Source organism: Limnohabitans sp. MMS-10A-192 (assembly GCF_003063335.1).
Taxonomy (GTDB): Bacteria; Pseudomonadota; Gammaproteobacteria; order Burkholderiales; family Burkholderiaceae_C; genus Limnohabitans_A.
Genome location: NZ_NERX01000002.1, coordinates 13,134 through 32,958 on the forward strand (window position 1 = coordinate 13,134; position 19,825 = coordinate 32,958).

A 19,825-nucleotide genomic window follows, 5' to 3' on the forward strand; every position below is an offset into this window, starting at 1 on the left:
CAGCGTTTTATTCACTCAGCAGTTCGCCGGTGACATAGCGTCTCACATCGTCGGTGGCCAAAGCCACTTCGGGTTTGTCGTCGGCGATGATGCGACCGCTGTAGAACGCCACCACCCGGCTGGCATAGCGGTTGACAATGTCCATGTCGTGCTCCACAAACAAAACCGTGGTGGACTGGTCCTGTCCCAGCCCGGCCATGATGGTTTCCATCATCGGAAATTTCTCTTCAGCAGACACACCACTGGTGGGCTCGTCCAGCAGCAACAATTTAGGCGATGCGGTCAAAGCCATCGCGATGTCGAGCAGCTTGCGCACACCACCGGGCAGCTCGGCCACACGGCGACCACGGTGCTCGGTCAAGGCAAATCGCTCCAGCAAAGCATCGGCTCGTTCGATGGCATCGCGGCGGCGAGCCGGCTGCCAAAAACTCAGCTTTTGGTCATGACAGGCGTTGGCCACCAGCATGTTGTCCAGAACGGTCAGCTCGCCATAGAGCTGCGGAATCTGGAACGACCGCGCCACACCCAAGTGCGTGATGGCTCGCGGAAACAAGGGCGTGATGTCCTGACCGTCCAACAGTATCTGCCCCTGGTCAGGCTTGAGGTAACCCGTGATCATGTTCACGAACGTGGTCTTGCCAGCGCCATTGGAGCCAATCAGGCTCACACGCTCTCCGGCAAAAATGTCGATGTTCAAATTGGACGCCGCGACCACGGCACCGAATTTTTTGCCCACCTCACGGGCTTGCAAGACGGGCTTCATCGGGTGCCTCCCTTGACCCACAGTGAACCGATCCCGCGTGGCAAGAAACGGATCACGATCAGCAAGAAAATACCCAGTGCCATTTGCCAGGTGTTGGGGAAATAGGCGCTCGAAAACGAGCGCACCACCTCCAACACCGTGCTGGCGACAAACAAAGCGATCACACTTTGCCAGCCCCCCAAAATGGCGACAAACACAAACTCGCCCGATGTCGTCCAGAAACTGAAGTTCGGCTCAATGTGCCCCAAGGCCATCACCGCCAAAGCACCACCCAAGCCGCCACAAAAAGCCGCCAAGATGAAGTTGATCGCCATCGCATGGCGCACGGAACCGCCCAAATACTCCACGCGCAATTCGTTTTCTTTGGCCGCCACGGTGATCAAGCCACGCGTGCTGTCGAAGTAAATGCGAGCGAGCAAAGCCATCACGGTTGAGACCGAAATGGTGAGCACATACATGATGTAGCCCACCTGGGCATCTGGCAGTTTCTGACCCAACAAGGTGGGACGCCCCAGGTTGAAACCATCCGAGCCGCCCAGCACTTCCAACTTCATCAAGAGGCCATAAGTGACCATCGACAAAGCCAGGGTCAACATGGCAAAGAAGATGCCACGGTAGCGCGACAGCAGCGGCGCGAAGGGTGCAGCCACCAACGCAGCCACAACGCCACCGCACAGGGTCAGCAGCAAGGCATCGGTGATGCCCAGCTTGTTGAACATCAAGGCTGCGGCGTAACCGCCTACGGCAAACACCATGCCTTGACCAAATGGCACCACACCACCGCGCATCAGCACCACGATGCCCAGTGATACCAGGCCATTGGCCGCCGCCATGGTGATCAGGAAAGTGAGCCACTTGGGCATGACGGTACCCGCCAGCGCCAGCGCAAGGCCAATGCCTGCAGCCCACAGCACGGTCTGACCGACGGGTTTCTCTTGAGAAGACACAGATGTGCCCAAAATTTTCGCCATGGCTCAGATCTTTCGGGCCTGAATGCGCTGGAACAGCCCTTCCGGGCGGAACATCAGCACCACAGCCATCACCACATAAATTGAGAACAGCTCAGCCACGGGCGCCAAGTGGACGGCCATGGCCCGGGCCAGACCCACAATCAAAGCGCCAATGGCTGCGCCTTCAATGCTGCCCAGCCCGCCGATGATCACCACCGCGAACGAGACGATGATCACCCCGACAGACACCCCTGGTTGCACCGAAATCATGGGCGCAGTGAACGCCCCACCCAATGCCGCCAAGAAAATGCCAACCGAGAACGCCAGCATGTACACGCGCGAGACATTCACGCCCATGCTCGACGCGATCTCCGAGCTGTGGATCACGGCGATCATGATCTTGCCTTGCTGGGTGCGGTTGAGCCACCACCAAACAGCAAGACCCACCACCACGGCCAAAGCCACCAGCGCGAAGTCGTAGCCCACATAGGTTTGCGTGCCGATGTCGATGTTGCCAAACAGCCCATAAGGCTCCGACACATAGTAAGGATTGGCACCCCACAGCAGTTTGGTGGCGTCCTCCATGATCAGGAACATGGCATACGTGACCAACACCAGCAGCACCTCGTCACGCCCATAAAAGAAACGCAGCAAGCCGCGCTCTGTCAGGGGCGCCACGAGCGCCGCCACCGCCACCGCCGCCAAAAGCATCGCCACCAGCGTGTAGCCGGGCGCCCACTTCATGGCACTGGCCCAGCCTACGAAACTGGCGGCCGCATAGGCCCCCAGCGCGTAGAAACTGCCGTGTGCGATGTTGAGGATCTTGAGGACGCCGAAGACCAGCGTCAGCCCCAGCGCCACGATGAACAACCACGAAGCGTAGGTCAGTCCGTCAATCAGTATGGTCAGCATGCCAAGGGGTCCTTATGGGCAACCTTTGGCACCCGGGAATCCGGCCTTGATCCAGTCTTCCGACTTCATGTTGGCCGGCGGGTTCACGCACTCAGCAGGAAATCGCATGATGTCGTCGAGCACCACCATTTTTTTGCTGGCGTCAAAACGCGTTTTGCCAATGGCCGTTTCCTGAACGGCCTGATGACCACCGCCCAAGGCCATGCGGATCTTGCCTGCAGGAGAGTCCCACTCGGAGTTGCGCAAGGCTGCAGCCAATTGCTCGGCATTGGGCTTCTTGCCGCCGTTGGCTGCCATGGCTTTTTCAACCGCCAGCTTCAAACCCAACAAGGATTGAACCATTCGGTAGGGGGCCTGCACGGGATACACGTTGTAGGCTTTGCTGTACAAATCCCACCACCAGTCATTCAAACTGGACTTGGGTGACATCAAGCCATAGGCACCTCGAGCGCCCAAAATCACGCCATCGGGCATCTTCTCGCCCAAACCTGGCAACACGTGGTCGCCTGCAGAGAGGATCACTTGCGAGCGCTTGAACAGACCACGAGGCCCTGCTTGCAAGATGAGGGCCTGCAAATCACCGCCCCACAAACTGCTGTGGGTGATGTCTGCCGGCTTGGCCATCAAAGCAGAGATTTCTGTGCCGTACTGGCCTGCGCCAAATTTGGGCAACTGGTCTTCACCCGCCTTGGCGTTGGGGTAAAGCTTTTCCATCGACCAGGTGAAATCTTTCTTGGAGTCTTGGCCCCAAGCGTAGTCCTGGTTGATCATGTTGAACGTGTTGACCTTGATGTCCTTGGCCTTCAGGTAGCGGGCCAGGGCCACGTTGTCCATCGCGGCATGCGATGCGGTTCGAAACACGTAGTTGTATTTGCCATCTTCAAAAATGCGTGGCGTGCCGCAGTCATAAAGAATCAGAAACTTCTTCATCTCCTCGGCCACAGGAGCGACGGCCAGACAGTCGCCTGAGCCGACATAACCCACCACCGCGTCGACTTTTTCACGGTCATACAGGTTGCGCAACTCTTGCACCTGCTTGGTGGCGCCGCCGTTTTCATCGACATAAACCGCTTCAAGCTTCATGCCTCCAAAACCGGTCTTGTTGTAGGGGGCAGGCGCTGCGCCTTTGTTGAACGCATCCACGAGCACCTTGGCACCGTTGACGGCGGGGATGCCGAAGCTCTCCGCCGCCTGGCCTGACAAGAAACTCACAATGCCGACCTTGAAGGTCTCCTGGGCCTGCACGGCCGCCGCTCCACTCAGCGCTGCAACCACCGTCACAGCCGTACCGATTGTCTTGTGCGACCAAGTCGCTTTGCGAATACCTTGAATTGCCATGTGTCTCTCCACTTGTTTGTCCAAAACAGGACGACATCGAAAAAAACGCCAATGTCATCTTGATCGGAGAAGGGGGAACGGCTTATCAGTGCAAACCCCTGTCCAACGGCCCAAAGGGCTTGAAAATGTCACGCCCGTGACCGCACTGGGGTCTGTCTTGCACGCTGACGGCTTTGAATCCCAGTCGCCAAGCGGTCATGGCATCACACGGCAAACCCAGCCCGCAGACCTTTGCGCAAATGCTCGACCAATGCCGCCACCGCTCTGGGCACATGCGGCGCATACGGCCGGATGGCATAGATGCTCTCGGCAAAAGCCCCTACGGGCTTCCAGCCGGGCAACACGCTCACCAACTTGCCTTGACGCAAAGCGGCTTGTGCGCTGAAGTCGGGCATCAGGGCGATGCCTGCGCCCGTCAGGGCCGCTTCGCGCAAGGCCTCGCTGTTGTTGGCCGCGAAGTTGCCGGACACCGGCACCGTGAGGCGTTCGCTGACACCTTGGGTTTGGCGGGGCTCAAAAGTCCAGACCGGCGTGTCTTGTGAGCGCGGGTAATGCAGGCAGTTGTGGGCCTGCAAATCAGCAGGGGTTAGCGGCTCGCCCCGGCGACGCAAATAAGCTCGGGTCGCGACCAGCACCGATTGGGTGTCGCACAAGGTCCAAGCCACGTGGGTGTCGGGCGGATGGGCGGTGTGCCGTATCGCCAGGTCAAACCCCTCCGTGGCCAAGGCGCTCAGTCGGTCGGACATGTCCAACTCCAAGCGCACGTCAGGAAAGTCTTTGAGGAAATCGGCCAACAAGGGCACCAGTTGTTGACGGGCCAAGGCCACCGGCGCGGTCACACGGACCAGGCCACTGGGCTGCTCGGCCAGGTCTCGCACCTGCGCAAAGCTCTGCTCGATCTGCTCAAAAGAAGCGCGCGTCTCGTCCACCAGCTTTTGCCCCGCCTCGGTCAGGCGCAGGCTGCGGGTGGTGCGCTGCACCAGGGTGACTTTGGCCGCCCGCTCCAGCTCGGCAATGCGCTGGCTCATGGCGGCCTTGCTCACGCCCAAACGTGCGGCGGCGGCGGTGTAGCTGCCTTGCTGGGCCAGCACGCTCAGCCAGTGCAGGTGGGTCCAGAGGGTGTTGATTTTTTGCTCTTCCATTCGAGTATTGTTCACTATTTTGAACAATCAATTCATGTTTACGGGCTTGTGAGGGGCGCCTGGGGTGCCTACACTGCTCACAAATCCAAAATTTTTGCGTGCTGCAACGCGCGCCCACCCCACTGGAGACTTCCATGAGCATCACCAACATCGGCCATTACATCGGCGGCCAAGTCGCCGCAGGCGCTTCGGGCCGCAGCCAGCCCGTCACCAACCCCGCCACCGGTGCCGTGACCGGCAGCGTGGCCCTGGCCAACAGCGCCGAAGTGGCCAAAGCCGTGGCTGCTGCGCAAGCCGCTTTCCCCGCTTGGGCCGACACCCCCCCACTGCGCCGCGCCCGCGTGATGTTCAAGTTCCTCGAACTGCTGAACACCCACAAAGATGAGCTGGCCCACATGATCACCGCCGAACACGGCAAGGTGTTCACCGATGCGCAGGGCGAAGTGAGCCGCGGCATCGACATCGTGGAATTTGCCACCGGCATTCCGCAACTGCTCAAGGGCGACTTCACCGACCAGGTCTCCACCGGCATCGACAACTGGACCCTGCGTCAGCCGCTGGGCGTGGTCGCGGGCATCACCCCTTTCAATTTCCCAGTGATGGTGCCCATGTGGATGTTCCCGGTGGCGATTGCCGCAGGCAACACCTTCATCCTCAAGCCCAGCCCGACCGACCCAACACCTTCGCTCTTCATGGCCGAGCTGCTCAAAAAAGCCGGTTTGCCGGACGGCGTGTTCAACGTGGTGCAAGGCGACAAAGAAGCCGTGGACGCGCTGCTCGAGCACCCCGATGTGAAGGCCATCAGCTTTGTGGGCTCCACACCGATTGCCAACTACATTTATGAGACCGGCGCTCACCACGGCAAGCGCGTGCAAGCCCTGGGCGGTGCCAAGAACCACCTGGTGGTCATGCCCGACGCCGACATCGACCAGACCGTGGACGCGCTGATTGGCGCAGGCTACGGCTCGGCCGGCGAGCGTTGCATGGCGATTTCGGTCGCCGTGCTGGTGGGCGATGTGGCTGACAAGATTCTGCCCAAGCTAATCGAGCGCACCAAGGCGCTGCAAGTGCTCAACGGTGAAAACCTGGCCGCCGAGATGGGCCCCATCGTGACCGACGCAGCGCGTCAGCGCATCAAGGGTTACATCGACGCTGGCGTAGCGGAAGGCGCCAAGCTTTTGGTGGACGGCCGCGAGTTTGACGGCGTCAAAGCCGGTGCAGGTTGCGACAACGGTTTCTGGCTGGGCGGCACGCTGTTCGACAACGTGACCACCGACATGAAGATCTACAAGGAAGAGATCTTTGGCCCGGTGTTGTCCTGCGTTCGCGTGCCCGACTTTGGCACCGCCGTGCAAATCATCAACGACCACGAGTTCGGCAACGGTGTGAGCTGCTTCACCCGAGACGGCAACGTGGCCCGTGAGTTCTCGCGCCGCATCCAGGTGGGCATGGTCGGCATCAACGTGCCGATCCCGGTGCCCATGGCCTGGCACGGCTTTGGCGGCTGGAAGCGTTCGCTGTTTGGCGACATGCACGCCTATGGCGAAGAGGGCGTGCGCTTTTATACGAAGCAAAAGTCCATCATGCAGCGCTGGCCCGAGAGCATTGGCAAGGGCGCTGAGTTTGTGATGCCGACGGCCAAATAAAGGCTCGGTTCATTGGGGCAGCTTCGGTGCCGCATCCGCGCTCCGGGCTGGCCCGAAACACGGACGCTCAGCCTGTGCTCGATCGACCGACCTCTGTGTCAAAACCCCTGCATGCGGTCTTTGCCGAAGCCAGCCATGTCGGAGCTGAAGCGCCGACCTACAAGATTCCACAGGCACAATCGTCGCCTTGAGGAGACTGGGCACACATGAACGACAACACCTTTGACTACATCATCGTCGGCGGCGGCACAGCCGGCAGCCTGCTGGCCAACCGCCTGAGTGCCGACGCCAGCAAGCGCGTGCTGCTGATCGAGGCAGGCAAAAAAGACGATTACCACTGGGTGCACATCCCGGTCGGCTATTTGTATTGCATTGGCAACCCGCGCACCGATTGGTTGTATGAAACCGAGCCCGCACAAGGCCTGAACGGCCGCACCCTGCGCTACCCGCGTGGCAAAGTGCTGGGCGGTTGCTCCAGCATCAACGGCATGATTTACATGCGCGGCCAATCGCGGGACTACGACCAGTGGGCGCAGATCACCGGCAACGACGAATGGCGCTGGGACCGGACCTTGCCCTATTTCAAGTTGCACGAAGACCACTACAAGGGCGAAAACGCATTCCACGGGGCCAAAGGCGCCAAGTCCGAATTGCTGGCCCCCACCGATTTACCCAAAGGCAGCTACCTGCACACCCTGCGCGGGCGCAACACCGGCGGCGAATGGCGCATCGAAAAGCAGCGCCTGCGGTGGGACGTGCTGGATGCGTTTGCACACGCCGCGCAGCAAGCGGGCATTCCGGCCACCGACGACTTCAACCGGGGCGACAACGAGGGCGTGAGTTATTTCGAGGTCAACCAGAAAAACGGTTGGCGCTGGAACACGGCCAAGGCCTTTTTGCGGCCCACCTGCTACGCCCGCCCCAACTTCGAGTTGTGGAACAAGGCTCAGGTGGCCAAGCTGATCATCGAAACCCAAGCCGACGGCAGCCAGCGTTGCACCGGCGCGCAGGTCTGGTCGGGCGTCGAGATGGTCGAAGTCAAAGCCACCCGCGAAGTGATTTTGAGCGCGGGCAGCATCGGCTCGGCGCAAATCCTGCAGTTGTCGGGCATTGGCCCTGCCGCCTTGCTCAAAGACAAAGGCGTGGAGGTCAAGCACGAGCTGCCCGGCGTGGGGGCCAACTTGCAAGACCACTTGCAGATCCGCTCGGTCTACAAGGTCAAGGGCACCAAAACGCTGAACACCATGGCGCGCAGCTTGTGGGGCAAGGCCATGATCGGGCTGGAATACGCGCTCAAGCGCACCGGCCCCATGAGCATGGCCCCCAGCCAGCTGGGCGCGTTCACCAAAAGCGACCCGTCCCAGCCGCACGCCAACATCCAGTACCACGTCCAGCCGCTCAGCTTGGACGCATTTGGCGAGCCACTGCACAGCTTCCCGGCCATCACGGCAAGCGTGTGCAACCTGAACCCCACCAGCCGGGGCTCGGTGCAGATCAAAACCAACCGTTTTGAAGACGCCCCCGCCATTGCGCCCAACTACCTGGCCACCGACGCAGACCGCAAGGTGGCGGCCGACAGCCTGCGGGTGACGCGCCGCATCATGGCGCAAGACGCGATGAAGGCTTTTCTGCCCGAAGAGTTCAAGCCCGGCGTGCAGTACCAGACCGACGATGAACTGGCCAAGCTGGCCGGGGACATCGCCAGCACCATCTTCCACCCCGTGGGCACGACCCGCATGGGGCGCGATGACGACCCGATGGCGGTGGTCAACTCGCGCCTGCAGGTGCGCGGTGTGGCGGGCCTGCGCGTGGTCGATGCGGGCGTGATGCCCACCATCACCAGCGGCAACACCAACAGCCCGACCCTGATGATTGCCGAGAAAGCTGCGCAATGGATCGCGCAGGACGCCGAGCGTTCGGCAGCCTGAAAACTGCCCGAAGGTCAGTTCCCGTTCAGTTCTGATCAGGGATTTCCCGCAAATCGGGAAATCCCTGAGGGTTTCGTCTCCCGTCAGCCCTTACATTTCACTCACTCGATGCAAAGCAGTACCTTGCATCCCGAGGGCCGAGGAGACAACTCGAATCCCTAAGAACTCCAACATGAACCAACATCCGAACGAGATGTGACTTCTCAGGCGCCGCGCAAGCGGCGCTTTTTTTTCGCCCGTCGCTGGCCCGACAGGCCTTGCGCGCCCCCAATGCCACAATCGACCGCATGGAATTGTTGATTGTTTCGCTGGCCTCGCTGCTGGCCGGGCTGGTGGACTCGATCGTCGGTGGCGGTGGCCTGATCTTGCTGCCCGCCCTGTTTGCCACCTTCCCCGGCGCGCCGCCCGCCACCTTGTTTGGCACCAACAAAAGCGCCTCGATCTGGGGCACCGCCTTTGCCACCGTGCAGTACAGCCGCAAAGTGGTCATGCCCTGGCGATCTTTGCTGCCTGGAGCCGGTCTCGGTCTGCTGGGCTCTTTGGCCGGTGCCTGGGTCGTCACCCAAGTGGACCCCAGCCTGTTTCGCAAAGCTTTGCCGGTCCTGCTGGTCTTGCTCTTGCTGTACACCTTGGTCAAAAAAGACATGGGCCGCAGCCACGCGCCGCGCTTTGCCGGTTCGCAAGAGGCCTGGGTGGCGGCAGGCATCGGCCTGGTGATCGGGTTTTACGACGGCTTCTTTGGCCCCGGCACCGGCAGTTTTTTGGTGTTTGCCTATGTGCGCTGGCTGGGTTATGACTTTTTGCACGCCTCGGCCGCTGCGAAATTCATCAACCTGTTCACCAACATGGCGGCCTTGGTGTTGTTCACCTTCAAAGGCCATGTCTGGTGGCATCTGGCGCTGGCCATGGCCGTGGCCAACGTGATCGGCAGCCTGATCGGCACCCGGCTGGCCCTCAAGCACGGCGCGGGCTTTGTGCGCCACGTCTTCATCTTCGTGGTGCTGGCCTTGATCTGCAAGACCGGTTACGACACTTGGCTGCGTTAAGGCCACTTCAGCGCAAGCGCCACTTGATCTGCCCGGCGTACTGCGCCAGCGCCACGCCCGACAGGATCACGCCCGCGCCAGCGATCTTGATCCAGGTGTAGTGCTCGCCCGACCAGGCCCAGGCGAACAAGCCCGTCATGGGTGGCATCAAATACATCAGAGGCGCGGTGCGGGCCACGCCACGCACGATGTTGATCCAGCCCCAGATCAGCCAGCCCATGAAGGCCGACACCAGCACCGACCAAAACAGGCCCGCCCAGGCCCATGCATCGAGCGTGGCCCATGGGGCCTGCAGGCCCACCGGCAACGACAAAAGCAAAATCGGCAGGCTGCCGAGCAAGGTGGTGTAACCCATGGTCAGCACCGGCCCATGCCGCTGCATGAGCGGCTTGGCCGCCACGGTGTAATAAGAAAACAGGCTGGCGGCGATCAGCAAGACCAGATCACCGCCACCGGCACGCCAGTGGCCGCCCAAGAGCTTGTCGGACAAAAACATCAAGACGCCACCCAGCGCCAACGCCACACCCAGAATCTGGGCCAGACTCAAGCGCTCAAAGCCCTTGTAACGCAGGATCAGCAAGGTGAAGACCGGCCCGCACGCGAGGATGACCGCGCTGGAAAACGCGGTGGACCAATGGATGCCGTAAGTGACCAAGCCCACGTGCAGGGTGTGACCCGCAAAGCCCAGCCAGGCCATGTGCAACAGGTCTTTACGCGGCAAAGCGGGCAGCCAGCGGCCCAGGCGCCAGCGCATCAACAAGAGCGCACACGACGGCATGATGATGTACCGCGCCATCAGGAAACCGGTGGGCGAGATCAAGTCGAACAGGAACTTTTGCAGCGTGAAGTTGGCCCCCCAGATCACGATCAGGGCCAACGCGGCCATCAAAGCGGTTTGATCATGGCGGTGCGTGGGCGATCGGTGGGGCATGGGCCATTGTCACCGTGGCCTGCCAGAAGGCTTGTCACGCGTGCAGCAAGGGCCAAGGGCCAGATCAGTCTTCGTTGACGACCGGCACGCGCTGGGACAGTGCGCACATCAGCTCGTAGCCCACCGTGCCTGCGGCCTGGGCCACCTCGTCGATGCTCAGCACCGCCCCATTGGCGGCGCGTCCCCACAAGGTCACGCGGCTGCCCATGCCGGCCTCGGGCAAATCGCTCAAGTCCACCGCCAGCATGTCCATGCTCACACGGCCCAGGGTGCGGCTGCGCATGCCATCCACCAGCACCGGCGTGCCGGTGGGGCAAATGCGCGGGTAGCCATCGGCATAACCGCAAGCCACCACGCCGATGCGCATGGGCCGATCGGCCACAAAGCTGGAGCCATAGCCCACGCTGTCACCCACTTGCAGTTGTTGCACCGCGATGATGTTCGCGTTCAGGCTCATGGCCGGTTGCAAGTCCCAATCGGCGGCCGAATGCGTCTGGAAATCCGGCGAGCTGCCATACAGCGCAATGCCCGGGCGGATCCAGTCGGCCTTGACGCTGGCCTCTTGGGCATGGCGCAAAGTGGCAGCGCTGTTGCTCAGGCTGCGCTCGCCTGGCAGGTCGCGTGTGGCTTCTTCAAACAGTGCCACTTGCTCGGCAATGCCTTTGTCGCCATCGGCATCGCTGAAATGGGTGATCAGCGAAATCTCGTCCACCTGGGGCAAAGCGTTCAGTCGCGTCCAGGCCGAGCGGTAACGCTGCGGCGCAAAACCCAAACGGTTCATGCCCGAGTTCATCTTGAGGAACACCCGGTGCGGCTCGTGCGTCTTGTGCAGTGCCAGCATGTCGATCTGTTCATCGCAATGCACCGTGTGCCACAGGTGCAGGCGCGAGCACAGCTCCAGGTCACGGGCCTCAAACGCGCCTTCCAGCAGCAAGATGGGGCCGCGCCAGCCCAGGGCACGCACGCGCTCGGCTTCGCTCAAGTCCAGCAAGGCAAAGCCATCGGCGGCGCGCAGGCCTTCAAACACCCGCTCGATGCCGTGACCATAGGCATTGGCCTTGACCACCGCCCAGGCCTGGGCGTCGGGCGCGGCTTGGCGGGCAGCCCCCAGGTTGTGGCGCAAGGCGGCGGTGTGGATGGTGGCTTGTATCGGACGGGGCATGGGCGCAAAGGTGGAAAAGGCCAATGAAGTATGCCAGCTTCACACCCAAGCACCGCCCACGCGCAATGGCCGTCAAAACCCCACTGGGTGCCCATGGGAAAACCCCGCCAAACCCTGCTCCGAAAGGGTCATGCAAATGGATTACACTGGCCCGCTGCCTTCTGGCAACGAGCATTTCGCTCACCCGCCAAGGCGCTGGTTGAACTTTGATATTCGATGGAAGTTTTTCAATTTCTGATGCCCATCTTCACCGAGTACGGCTACTGGGCCGTGTTCGTGATGCTGTTGGTCTGTGGCTTCGGCATTCCTGTCCCTGAAGACGTGACGCTGGTGACCGGCGGTGTCATCGCCGGGCTGGGCCACGCCGATGTGCACACCATGTTTGCCGTGGGCATGGCCGGCGTGATGATCGGCGACGGGCTGATGTTCACACTCGGCCGTCTTTATGGCCAACGCATCTCGCAAATGCCCGGCTTTCGCAAAATCCTGACACCCGAGCGCTTCACCAGCGCGCAAGACGCCTTCCACAAATACGGCAAGTGGGTCATGTTCGTGGCCCGCTTTCTGCCCGGCTTGCGCACGCCCGTGTTCTTCTCGGCCGGCATGAGCCACCGCGTCACCTTCCCCACCTGGTTCCTGATGGACGGCTTTGCCGCCCTGATCAGCGTGCCGATCTGGGTGTACCTGGGCTACTTTGGCGCTCAGAACTGGGACTGGATGTTTGGCGTCCTGCGCCAATTCCAGCACGGCATTTTTGCTCTGCTCGCCCTGGGGCTGGGCTGGGTGGGCTGGCGCTGGTGGCGCAAGCACAAAGCTGCCGCCGCACACCCCAACGACACCCACTGAGCCACGCCATGGCTCGCCCCACCGACACAAGCCTGGCTGTGGCCGGGCTGCTGTTCAATGCCTTGGTCTGGGGCATTTGCTGGTGGCCATTCAAACAACTCGAAGCGCTGGGCCTGCACCCGCTGTGGGCCACCGCGCTGGTTTACGGTTTTGTCACCCTCGCCATCGGCGCGTCTCTTTGGCGCAGCGGCCACCTGCTGAGCTGGCGTGCACACCCCGCCCTGTGGTACTTGCTGCTGGCTTCGGGTCTGACCAATGTGGGCTTCAACTGGGCCGTGACCGTGGGTGATGTGGTGCGCGTGGTGCTGCTGTTTTACCTGATGCCCGCCTGGTCGGTGCTGGTGGCCTGGCTGATGCTGGGCGACAGACCGCGCCCCATGGCGCTGCTGCGGCTGCTCATGGCGCTGGCCGGTCTGGTCATCGTGCTCAAGACCCCCGAAACCCCTTGGCCCATACCCGAGAGCCTGGCCGATGTGCTGGCCTTGCTCAGCGGCTTCACCTTTGCCGTGACCAACGCGCTGCTGCTCAAGCTCAAAGACAGCCCCAGCGCCTCGCGCACCCTGGCCATGTTTGGGGGTGGCGCGGTCATGGCCACGGCCGCCGCCTTGGTCGGACTGGCCACAGGCGTGGTCAGCACGGGTGCCGCCCCCGACTGGGCCTGGCTGCCTTTTGTGGCGCTGCTGTGCGTGTCCTTCTTGCTGGGCAACCTGGCGCTGCAATACGGTGCGGCGCGGCTGGCTGCCCACACCACGGCCCTGGTCATGTTGTCTGAGGTGCTGTTTGCCAGCGTGTCTTCCGTCATACTGGGTGCCTCCCAATGGGACAGCCGCACCTTATGGGGCGGTGCCTTGATCCTGCTGGCGGCGCTGCTGTCGGTGGTCGGCCCTTCGCAACACGACTGAATTGGAGCACCCCATGAGCCTGTACGACTTTGAAGCCCTCGGCATTGACGGCCAAACCGTGGCCCTGAACCAATACAAAGGCCAGGTGATGTTGATCGTGAACACCGCCAGCGCCTGCGGCTTCACGCCCCAATTCACCGGCCTGGAAAAACTGCACCAGCAATACGGCGCACAAGGCTTGGCAGTGATCGGTTTTCCGTGCAACCAGTTCGCCAGCCAGGACCCGGGCGACGACGCCCAGATCGCCAACTTCTGCCAGAAGAACTACGGCGTGAGCTTCCAAATGATGAGCAAGGTCAAAGTCAACGGCGACAGCGCTCACCCGCTCTACCAATGGCTCACCGCCGAAGCCCCCGGCATTTTGGGCAGCAAGGCCATCAAGTGGAACTTCACCAAGTTCCTGGTGGGCAAAGACGGCCGCGTGATCAAGCGCTACGCGCCGCAAGATGCCCCCGCAAAGATCGCTCAAGACATTGAGGCGGCACTGGCCGCTTGATGCGGACCAGCGACTCGCCGGCCCTCGGCAGGCCTTCACCGACATGGTGAACTGAAAACATTCAGTTTTTTACGAACTGACAGTCATCAATAATCTGCTTTTTCAAAAGCCTCTCAGGCTTTAGGATTCGATCTGTTTTTTGAACCACGGAACAACCCCATGCGCCTATCCACATCTGCCAACGGGCAAGCCAAACGCCCAAGCTGGCATTGGGCTTGGCCCCTCACGCTCTTGATGCACAGCGCGCTGGCACAAACCACACCGCCTGCGGCGATCAACCCCATCAACCCGGCCACCGCTCCCGAACTGGCCCAGGCACAGATCATCGCCACCGTCCTCGAGCACAACCCCCAGTTGCGCGCAGCGCAAAGCGCGCTCGACGCCGCCAAATCGGGCATCCAAACAGCCAGGGCACTGCCCAACCCACGTTTTGACTGGACACAAGGCCACAATACGGCACGCATCCCGGGCGTGACATCGGGCGCATTGCGAAGCTGGACCCTCAGTCAACCCATCGAAAATCCCTACGGCCGCCAAGCGCGGATTGACTTCGCCAACGCGTCGGAGCTTGAAGGCAAACACCTGATTGGCCAAACCCGCAACGGGCTGGTGAGCCAGGTGCGCTTGTTCATATACCAAGGCCTGCTGCACCAGGCCCAGGCGACCGCGGCAGCCGACGATGTGCAGCTGCTGGAGCAGGTGCGCGAACGTGTGCGCATCAGGGTAGAGAGCGGAGAAGCCGCACGCTACGAGATCATCAAGGCCGATGCCGAAATCATCACCGCCCGTGAACGCCTTCAAACAGCGCGCCTGATGGTGGAACAAAGCAAGATCCAGCTGAACCAATTGGCTGCCGGCCAGCTGCCTGCGCAATGGCGACTGCAAGGCGATCTCAAAGACAGCCAAGAGTTACTGGACATGGCGCAACTGCAGCAATTGATGCTCAAGCACAACACCGAGTTGAGTTTGCTCCAAACCGATGTGAACAAAGCGCAAGCGCAACTGCGCAGCGCCGAATCCAGCCGCTGGCCAGGCGTGGAGTTGCGCTACAGCCAAAGCCGTGATCCGGAGTTTCGTCAAGGCCAATGGGGCGTGGGCGTTCAGCTTCCTTTGCTGGACAGGCGCTCAGGGCCCATCGCACAAGCCAGTGCCGAACTGGAGCGCGCGCAAATACGCCTGGAAGGGCGCAAGGCCGAGCTGTCCCAACAAGTGTTGTTGACCTGGAAGTCCCTGGAGATGGCGCGTCTGCGCATCGAGGCCTTGAGCCAGGGCTCCGTGCGCGAGGCCGAAGCGGCCTTGCGCGTGGCACAAGCCGCTTACCGCTTTGGTGAGCGGGGCATTCTGGATGTGTTGGACGCGCAACGCGTGTTGCGCAGCGTCCGCGCTGACCTGATCCAGGCACGCTACCAGTTGCAAGAAGCGCGCGTCATGCTGGACCAGTTGATCGGCCAGAACATCGAACACACACCTTCTTGAATTTTGCAGGACCTCGTCATGACACCCCAATCCTTCACCTTCCAACGCACCGTCTTGTCCATGCTCTTGGGCACCAGCGTCTTGTTGTTGGCCGCCTGCGGCGACAAAGCTTCAGCGCCCACACCAGCCGCCACCGCCGAAGCCGATCCTTTGAGTGTGGTGATCAAACCTGAGATGGCCAACCAGTTCAAAGTGAGCAAACTGGAAACACAGCAAATCATCCCGTGGCTTGAGATTTCAGGCCGCATCGAGGCCAATGACCGCTTGGTCACCCGCATTGGTGCAGCTGTCACAGGGCGCGTGACTGAAGTTCTGGCGGAAGTCGGTGACCGGGTTCAACGAGGTCAAGCATTGGCGCGTCTGGCCAGCAGCGAACTGACCACCGCGCAAATGGGCTTTCTCAAAGCGCACTCTGCCGCATCGCAAGCCGAACGGGCAGTCGACAGGGCGCGTCAGCTCATCCAAGCCGATGTGATCGGCTCGGCAGAATTGCAGCGCCGAGAATCCGAGCTGGCCGTCGCCCGTGCGGAGTTGCGCGCCGCAGGCGACCAGTTGCGTTTGATGGGCTTACCCTCCGAAGCCATTGATCGCCTCAAAGACCAAGGCACACTGCACCCCGTGGCGGCCGTCAGCGCCACACTGGCCGGTGTGGTGATCGAGCGCAAAGTCAGCAACGGGCAAGTGGCTCAACCGGGTGACCATTTGTTCACGGTGGCCGATCTGGACACGGTGTGGGTGGTGGGCGCACTGCCCGAACAAACCGCACGCTCCGTGCAAGCGGGCCAAACCGTGATGATCGAAGTGCCGGCACTGGGCAACCGCTCACTGTCGGGCAAGATCGTCTATGTAGGCGACACCGTCTCGCCCGAGACCCGCAGCGTGACCATCCGCACGCAAGTGGACAACCCCAAGCGCGACCTGAAGCCCCAGATGCTGGCCACCATGCGTGTGCGCGGCGGAGCGCAACAGACGCTGGCCTTGCCTGCGCAAGCCGTGGTGCGCGAAAACGACCGCGACCACGTCTTTGTGCGCACCGCTGAGCAACGCTTTCGCCTGACCCCCGTTGAATTGGCCCCTGCACAAGACGACATGCGCCCCGTCCTCAAAGGTCTGACCGAAGGCACGGAAGTGGTCACCGAAGGTGCTTTTCACATGAACAACGAGCGCAAACGCGCTGAGTTGGAGTAACGCATGATCATCTCCATGATCCGTGGGGCGCTGAGCCAGCGCCTGATTGTTGTGGTCCTCGCACTGGTGCTTTGCGCCTTTGGTCTGCGTGAAGCCACGCGCCTGTCGGTCGATGCCTTTCCGGATGTGACCAACGTCCAGGTTCAGGTGGCCACTGAAGCCCCCGGTCGGTCACCCGAAGAGATCGAACGCTTTGTGACCGTGCCGCTGGAAATCGCCATGACCGGCTTGCCTGGCTTGGTGGAAATGCGCTCGCTCAACAAGAGCGGCCTGTCCATCATCACCTTGGTGTTCACCGACAAGACCGATGTTTACTTCGCCAGACAACTGGTCACCGAACGCCTGATCGAAGTCACGCCCCGCATGCCCGCGGGCATTGCCCCGGTGTTGGGACCTGTCTCGACTGGCCTGGGCGAGGTGTACCAATACACCTTGGAGCGGCCCGATGACGGCCAACGCGCCCTCACACCGCAAGAATTGGCCGAACGGCGAACCATCCAAGATTGGGTCGTTCGCCCTCTGCTGCGCTCCATTCCAGGCGTGGCCGAGATCAACTCCCAAGGGGGTTATGTCAAACAATACCAAGCACTGGTCGACCCTGGACGTCTGCGGCACTACAACCTCTCGGTGCAGCAAGTGGTACAGGCCATTGCCGCCAACAACTCCAACGCCAGCGGTGGCATCCTGCCCCAGGTCAATGAGCAATACCTGATCCGTGGCGTGGGCCTGATCCAGTCCATCGATGACATTGGCAACATCGTGATCAAGGAACAAGCTGGTGTGCCCGTGTTTGTGCGCGATGTGGCGCAATTGCAAATCGGCAGCGAAGTGCGCCAGGGCGCCATCATCAAAGGCGGCTACACCGAAGGCGTTTCCGGCATCGTGCTGATGATGCGCGGGGGCAACGCCAAAGAAGTCGTGTCGCGTGTCAAAAAACGTGTCGATCAAATCAACCGCCAGCACATGCTGCCCGATGGCCTGCAGATCGTGCCTTACTACGACCGCACCGAACTGGTGGACTCTGCACTGTGGACCGTGGGCAAGGTGCTGATCGAAGGCATCTTCCTGGTCGTCGTCGTGCTGTTTGTCTTCTTGGGTGATGTGCGCTCAAGTTTGATCGTGGTGGCCACCCTGATCATCACGCCACTGACCACCTTCATCCTGATGAACCGCTACGGCATCTCGGCCAACCTGATGTCACTGGGGGGCCTGGCCATTGCCATTGGCCTGATGGTGGACGCCACCGTGGTGGTGGTCGAAAACGTCTACCACCGACTGGGACACGCAGGCCAAAGCGTGGGCGAGCGGGTGCGCACGGTGTTGGCTGCCACCACCGAAGTGGCCACCCCCACCATCTTTGGCATTGCCATCATCATCTTGGTGTTCCTGCCGCTGATGACGCTGCAAGGCATTGAGGGCAAGATGTTCGCGCCCCTGGCGCTGACCATCGCCATGTCTTTGGCGGTGTCCTTGCTGGTTTCGCTGTTCTTGTCGCCGGTGCTGTGCTCTTACTTTCTCAAAGGCGGCTCAGGCGAAGACACGCGACTGATCGCATACCTGAAAGTCCGCTACCTGCGCCTGCTCGACGCAGCCACCGCGCAAAACCGTCTCACGCTCGGCGTCGCGGTGGCCCTGCTGGTGGGCTCCTTGGCGCTGTTCCCGCTGCTCGGCAAATCCTTCATGCCCACCATGAAAGAAGGCGCCCTGACCCCACAGATCAACCGCGTGCCCAGCATCTCGCTGGACGAATCCATCCGCATGGAAATGGCGGCCATGAAAACCATCGCCGAAGTGCCTGGCGTGCGCATGGTCGTCTCCAAACTCGGACGGGGCGAATCACCCGCTGACCCTGCAGGCCCCAACGAGTCCGATCCGATTGTCTTGCTCGATCCGAAATCCGACCGAACCCAAGATGAAATCGACGAAGACATCCGCCAGCGCCTGTCCAGCATCCCGGGCGTGCAGATCGTGCTCTCACAGCCCATCTCGGAACGGGTCGATGAAATGGTCACCGGTGTGCGTTCGCAAGTGGCCATCAAGATCTTTGGCGACGAGCTGGCTGAGCTGAAAAACGTTTCTGAGAAAGTGGCCCGCATCCTCAAGAGCGTGCAAGGCAGCCGCGACATCCGCATCGAGCGTCTGTCCGGCCAACAAGCCCTCACGGTGGACATTGACCGCAAAGCCATTGCCCGCCATGGCCTGAACGTGGCCGATGTGCAAAGCATCATCGAGACCGCCATCGGTGGCAAAGACGTGACCACCCTCTACGAAGGCGAGCGCCGCTACAGCGTGGTGGTGCGTTTCCCTGCTCAGGTACGCCAATCGGCCGAGGCCATTGGCAACACCTTGCTGCCCACACCGGGCGGTGCGCAAGTGCCGCTGTCGAGTCTGGCCAGCATTCAGCTGGTCGATGGTCCGGCCCAGATCAGCCGTGAAAGTGGCAAACGCCGTGTGGTCGTCGGGGCCAATGTGGAGGGTCGTGACCTGGCCGGCTTTGTGACCGAAGTGCAGCAACGCATCGACCAGGAGGTGAAGCTGCCCGAGGGCTATTACTTTGTGTATGGCGGTCAGTTTGAAAACATGGAACGCGCCATGGCCACACTGGCCATCATCGTGCCACTGACCATCGTGGCCATTTTCTTCCTGCTGTTCATCCTGTTCCGCTCGGTCAAGCTGGCGGGCCTGATCATTCTGGTCTTGCCCTTCGCCTCCATCGGCGGTCTGATCGGCCTGTTTGTCTCGGGCGAATACGTGAGCGTGCCAGCCTCTGTGGGCTTCATCGCCTTGTGGGGCATTGCCGTGCTCAACGGCGTGGTGCTGGTCACCTGCATCCGCCGCCTGCGCGAAGACGGCATGGATGTGGCCACCGCCGTGCGTGAAGGCTGCGTACAGCGATTCCGCCCTGTCATGATGACCGCCACCGTGGCCTTACTGGGCCTGGTACCCTTCCTGTTTGCCACGGGGCCGGGTTCAGAAGTTCAGCGCCCCTTGGCCATCGTGGTCATTGGCGGCCTGATCTCCTCCACCCTGCTCACGCTCGTGGTGCTGCCCACCCTTTACCGCTGGTTTGACGACAACCCCAGTGAAGCCTGATCAACA

At 61.4% G+C, this 19,825-nt stretch carries 16 protein-coding genes; 9 read left to right on the forward strand and 7 right to left on the reverse strand.

Going from position 1 to position 19,825, the window contains the following annotated elements:
• Nucleotides 1-7 precede the first annotated feature (7 nt).
• From B9Z43_RS04970 to B9Z43_RS04990, 5 genes are all read right to left on the reverse strand, one after another.
• On the reverse strand, nt 8-763 hold the full coding sequence (locus B9Z43_RS04970) for an ABC transporter ATP-binding protein (RefSeq protein ID WP_108323339.1): 756 nt from the start codon (nt 761-763) through the stop codon (nt 8-10).
• Nucleotides 760-1,734 carry a branched-chain amino acid ABC transporter permease gene (locus tag B9Z43_RS04975; protein ID WP_108323341.1) on the reverse strand — a complete coding sequence of 325 codons (975 nt, stop codon included), beginning with the start codon at nt 1,732-1,734 and terminating at the stop codon, nt 760-762. Before B9Z43_RS04975 ends, B9Z43_RS04970 begins: the two co-directional genes overlap by 4 nt.
• Before the next feature lie 3 nt (nt 1,735-1,737).
• A complete protein-coding gene (locus B9Z43_RS04980) occupies nt 1,738-2,625 on the reverse strand; it encodes a branched-chain amino acid ABC transporter permease (protein ID WP_108323344.1) in 888 nt (295 codons plus the stop codon).
• A 12-nt stretch (nt 2,626-2,637) separates the two neighbouring features.
• Nucleotides 2,638-3,963 carry an ABC transporter substrate-binding protein gene (locus tag B9Z43_RS04985; protein WP_199222252.1) on the reverse strand — a complete coding sequence of 442 codons (1,326 nt, stop codon included), beginning with the start codon at nt 3,961-3,963 and terminating at the stop codon, nt 2,638-2,640.
• Nucleotides 3,964-4,166: 203 nt separating this feature from the next.
• On the reverse strand, nt 4,167-5,105 hold the full coding sequence (locus tag B9Z43_RS04990; protein WP_108323346.1) for a LysR family transcriptional regulator: 939 nt from the start codon (nt 5,103-5,105) through the stop codon (nt 4,167-4,169).
• 134 nt (nt 5,106-5,239) lie between these two features.
• Between B9Z43_RS04990 and B9Z43_RS04995 the strand changes: the two genes are divergently transcribed.
• The 3 genes from B9Z43_RS04995 to B9Z43_RS05005 all read left to right on the forward strand — a co-directional run bounded on the left by B9Z43_RS04995 (nt 5,240) and on the right by B9Z43_RS05005 (nt 9,725).
• Nucleotides 5,240-6,751 (forward strand): CoA-acylating methylmalonate-semialdehyde dehydrogenase, encoded by a 1,512-nt coding sequence (locus B9Z43_RS04995; RefSeq protein ID WP_108324111.1) that lies wholly within the window; start codon nt 5,240-5,242, stop codon nt 6,749-6,751.
• Between the two features lie 206 nt (nt 6,752-6,957).
• Nucleotides 6,958-8,679, forward strand: coding sequence for a GMC family oxidoreductase (locus tag B9Z43_RS05000; protein WP_108323349.1), 1,722 nt, complete (start codon nt 6,958-6,960; stop codon nt 8,677-8,679).
• Nucleotides 8,680-8,966: 287 nt separating this feature from the next.
• Nucleotides 8,967-9,725, forward strand: a complete 759-nt coding sequence (locus B9Z43_RS05005) for a TSUP family transporter (RefSeq protein ID WP_108324112.1) — start codon at nt 8,967-8,969, stop codon at nt 9,723-9,725.
• 7 nt (nt 9,726-9,732) lie between these two features.
• Here the strand turns inward: B9Z43_RS05005 and B9Z43_RS05010 are convergent, their stop codons facing one another.
• Complete coding sequence (locus B9Z43_RS05010) at nt 9,733-10,656, reverse strand: DMT family transporter (protein ID WP_108323351.1); 924 nt, start codon at nt 10,654-10,656, stop codon at nt 9,733-9,735.
• A gap of 64 nt (nt 10,657-10,720) precedes the next feature.
• A complete protein-coding gene (gene alr, locus B9Z43_RS05015; RefSeq protein ID WP_108324113.1) occupies nt 10,721-11,818 on the reverse strand; it encodes an alanine racemase in 1,098 nt (365 codons plus the stop codon).
• Nucleotides 11,819-12,034: 216 nt separating this feature from the next.
• Here alr and B9Z43_RS05020 point away from each other — a divergent pair, with 216 nt between their 5' ends.
• The 6 genes from B9Z43_RS05020 to B9Z43_RS05045 all read left to right on the forward strand — a co-directional run bounded on the left by B9Z43_RS05020 (nt 12,035) and on the right by B9Z43_RS05045 (nt 19,819).
• The gene (locus tag B9Z43_RS05020; RefSeq protein ID WP_108323353.1) at nt 12,035-12,664 is read left to right on the forward strand and encodes a DedA family protein; all 630 of its coding nucleotides are present in this window, start codon (nt 12,035-12,037) and stop codon (nt 12,662-12,664) included.
• A gap of 8 nt (nt 12,665-12,672) precedes the next feature.
• Complete coding sequence (locus B9Z43_RS05025; RefSeq protein ID WP_108323355.1) at nt 12,673-13,566, forward strand: DMT family transporter; 894 nt, start codon at nt 12,673-12,675, stop codon at nt 13,564-13,566.
• A 13-nt stretch (nt 13,567-13,579) separates the two neighbouring features.
• On the forward strand, nt 13,580-14,062 hold the full coding sequence (locus B9Z43_RS05030) for a glutathione peroxidase (RefSeq protein WP_108323357.1): 483 nt from the start codon (nt 13,580-13,582) through the stop codon (nt 14,060-14,062).
• 159 nt (nt 14,063-14,221) lie between these two features.
• Entirely contained in the window at nt 14,222-15,538 is a 1,317-nt protein-coding gene (locus B9Z43_RS05035) for a TolC family protein (RefSeq protein ID WP_108323359.1), read from the forward strand.
• A gap of 18 nt (nt 15,539-15,556) precedes the next feature.
• Nucleotides 15,557-16,726, forward strand: coding sequence for an efflux RND transporter periplasmic adaptor subunit (locus B9Z43_RS05040; protein ID WP_108323361.1), 1,170 nt, complete (start codon nt 15,557-15,559; stop codon nt 16,724-16,726).
• A gap of 3 nt (nt 16,727-16,729) precedes the next feature.
• On the forward strand, nt 16,730-19,819 hold the full coding sequence (locus B9Z43_RS05045; protein ID WP_108323363.1) for an efflux RND transporter permease subunit: 3,090 nt from the start codon (nt 16,730-16,732) through the stop codon (nt 19,817-19,819).
• Nucleotides 19,820-19,825 lie beyond the last annotated feature (6 nt).

Coding starts and splice junctions, on each gene's coding strand:
- B9Z43_RS05000 (WP_108323349.1), top strand. CDS start 6,958: ATGAACGACAACACCTTTGACTACATCATCGTCGGCGGCGGCACAGCC.
- B9Z43_RS05020 (WP_108323353.1), top strand. CDS start 12,035: ATGGAAGTTTTTCAATTTCTGATGCCCATCTTCACCGAGTACGGCTAC.
- alr (WP_108324113.1), bottom strand. CDS start 11,818: ATGCCCCGTCCGATACAAGCCACCATCCACACCGCCGCCTTGCGCCAC.
- B9Z43_RS05045 (WP_108323363.1), top strand. CDS start 16,730: ATGATCATCTCCATGATCCGTGGGGCGCTGAGCCAGCGCCTGATTGTT.
- B9Z43_RS04980 (WP_108323344.1), bottom strand. CDS start 2,625: ATGCTGACCATACTGATTGACGGACTGACCTACGCTTCGTGGTTGTTC.
- B9Z43_RS05010 (WP_108323351.1), bottom strand. CDS start 10,656: ATGCCCCACCGATCGCCCACGCACCGCCATGATCAAACCGCTTTGATG.
- B9Z43_RS05030 (WP_108323357.1), top strand. CDS start 13,580: ATGAGCCTGTACGACTTTGAAGCCCTCGGCATTGACGGCCAAACCGTG.
- B9Z43_RS04990 (WP_108323346.1), bottom strand. CDS start 5,105: ATGGAAGAGCAAAAAATCAACACCCTCTGGACCCACCTGCACTGGCTG.
- B9Z43_RS04985 (WP_199222252.1), bottom strand. CDS start 3,963: ATGGCAATTCAAGGTATTCGCAAAGCGACTTGGTCGCACAAGACAATC.
- B9Z43_RS04995 (WP_108324111.1), top strand. CDS start 5,240: ATGAGCATCACCAACATCGGCCATTACATCGGCGGCCAAGTCGCCGCA.
- B9Z43_RS05025 (WP_108323355.1), top strand. CDS start 12,673: ATGGCTCGCCCCACCGACACAAGCCTGGCTGTGGCCGGGCTGCTGTTC.
- B9Z43_RS05005 (WP_108324112.1), top strand. CDS start 8,967: ATGGAATTGTTGATTGTTTCGCTGGCCTCGCTGCTGGCCGGGCTGGTG.
- B9Z43_RS04970 (WP_108323339.1), bottom strand. CDS start 763: ATGAAGCCCGTCTTGCAAGCCCGTGAGGTGGGCAAAAAATTCGGTGCC.
- B9Z43_RS04975 (WP_108323341.1), bottom strand. CDS start 1,734: ATGGCGAAAATTTTGGGCACATCTGTGTCTTCTCAAGAGAAACCCGTC.
- B9Z43_RS05040 (WP_108323361.1), top strand. CDS start 15,557: ATGACACCCCAATCCTTCACCTTCCAACGCACCGTCTTGTCCATGCTC.
- B9Z43_RS05035 (WP_108323359.1), top strand. CDS start 14,222: ATGCGCCTATCCACATCTGCCAACGGGCAAGCCAAACGCCCAAGCTGG.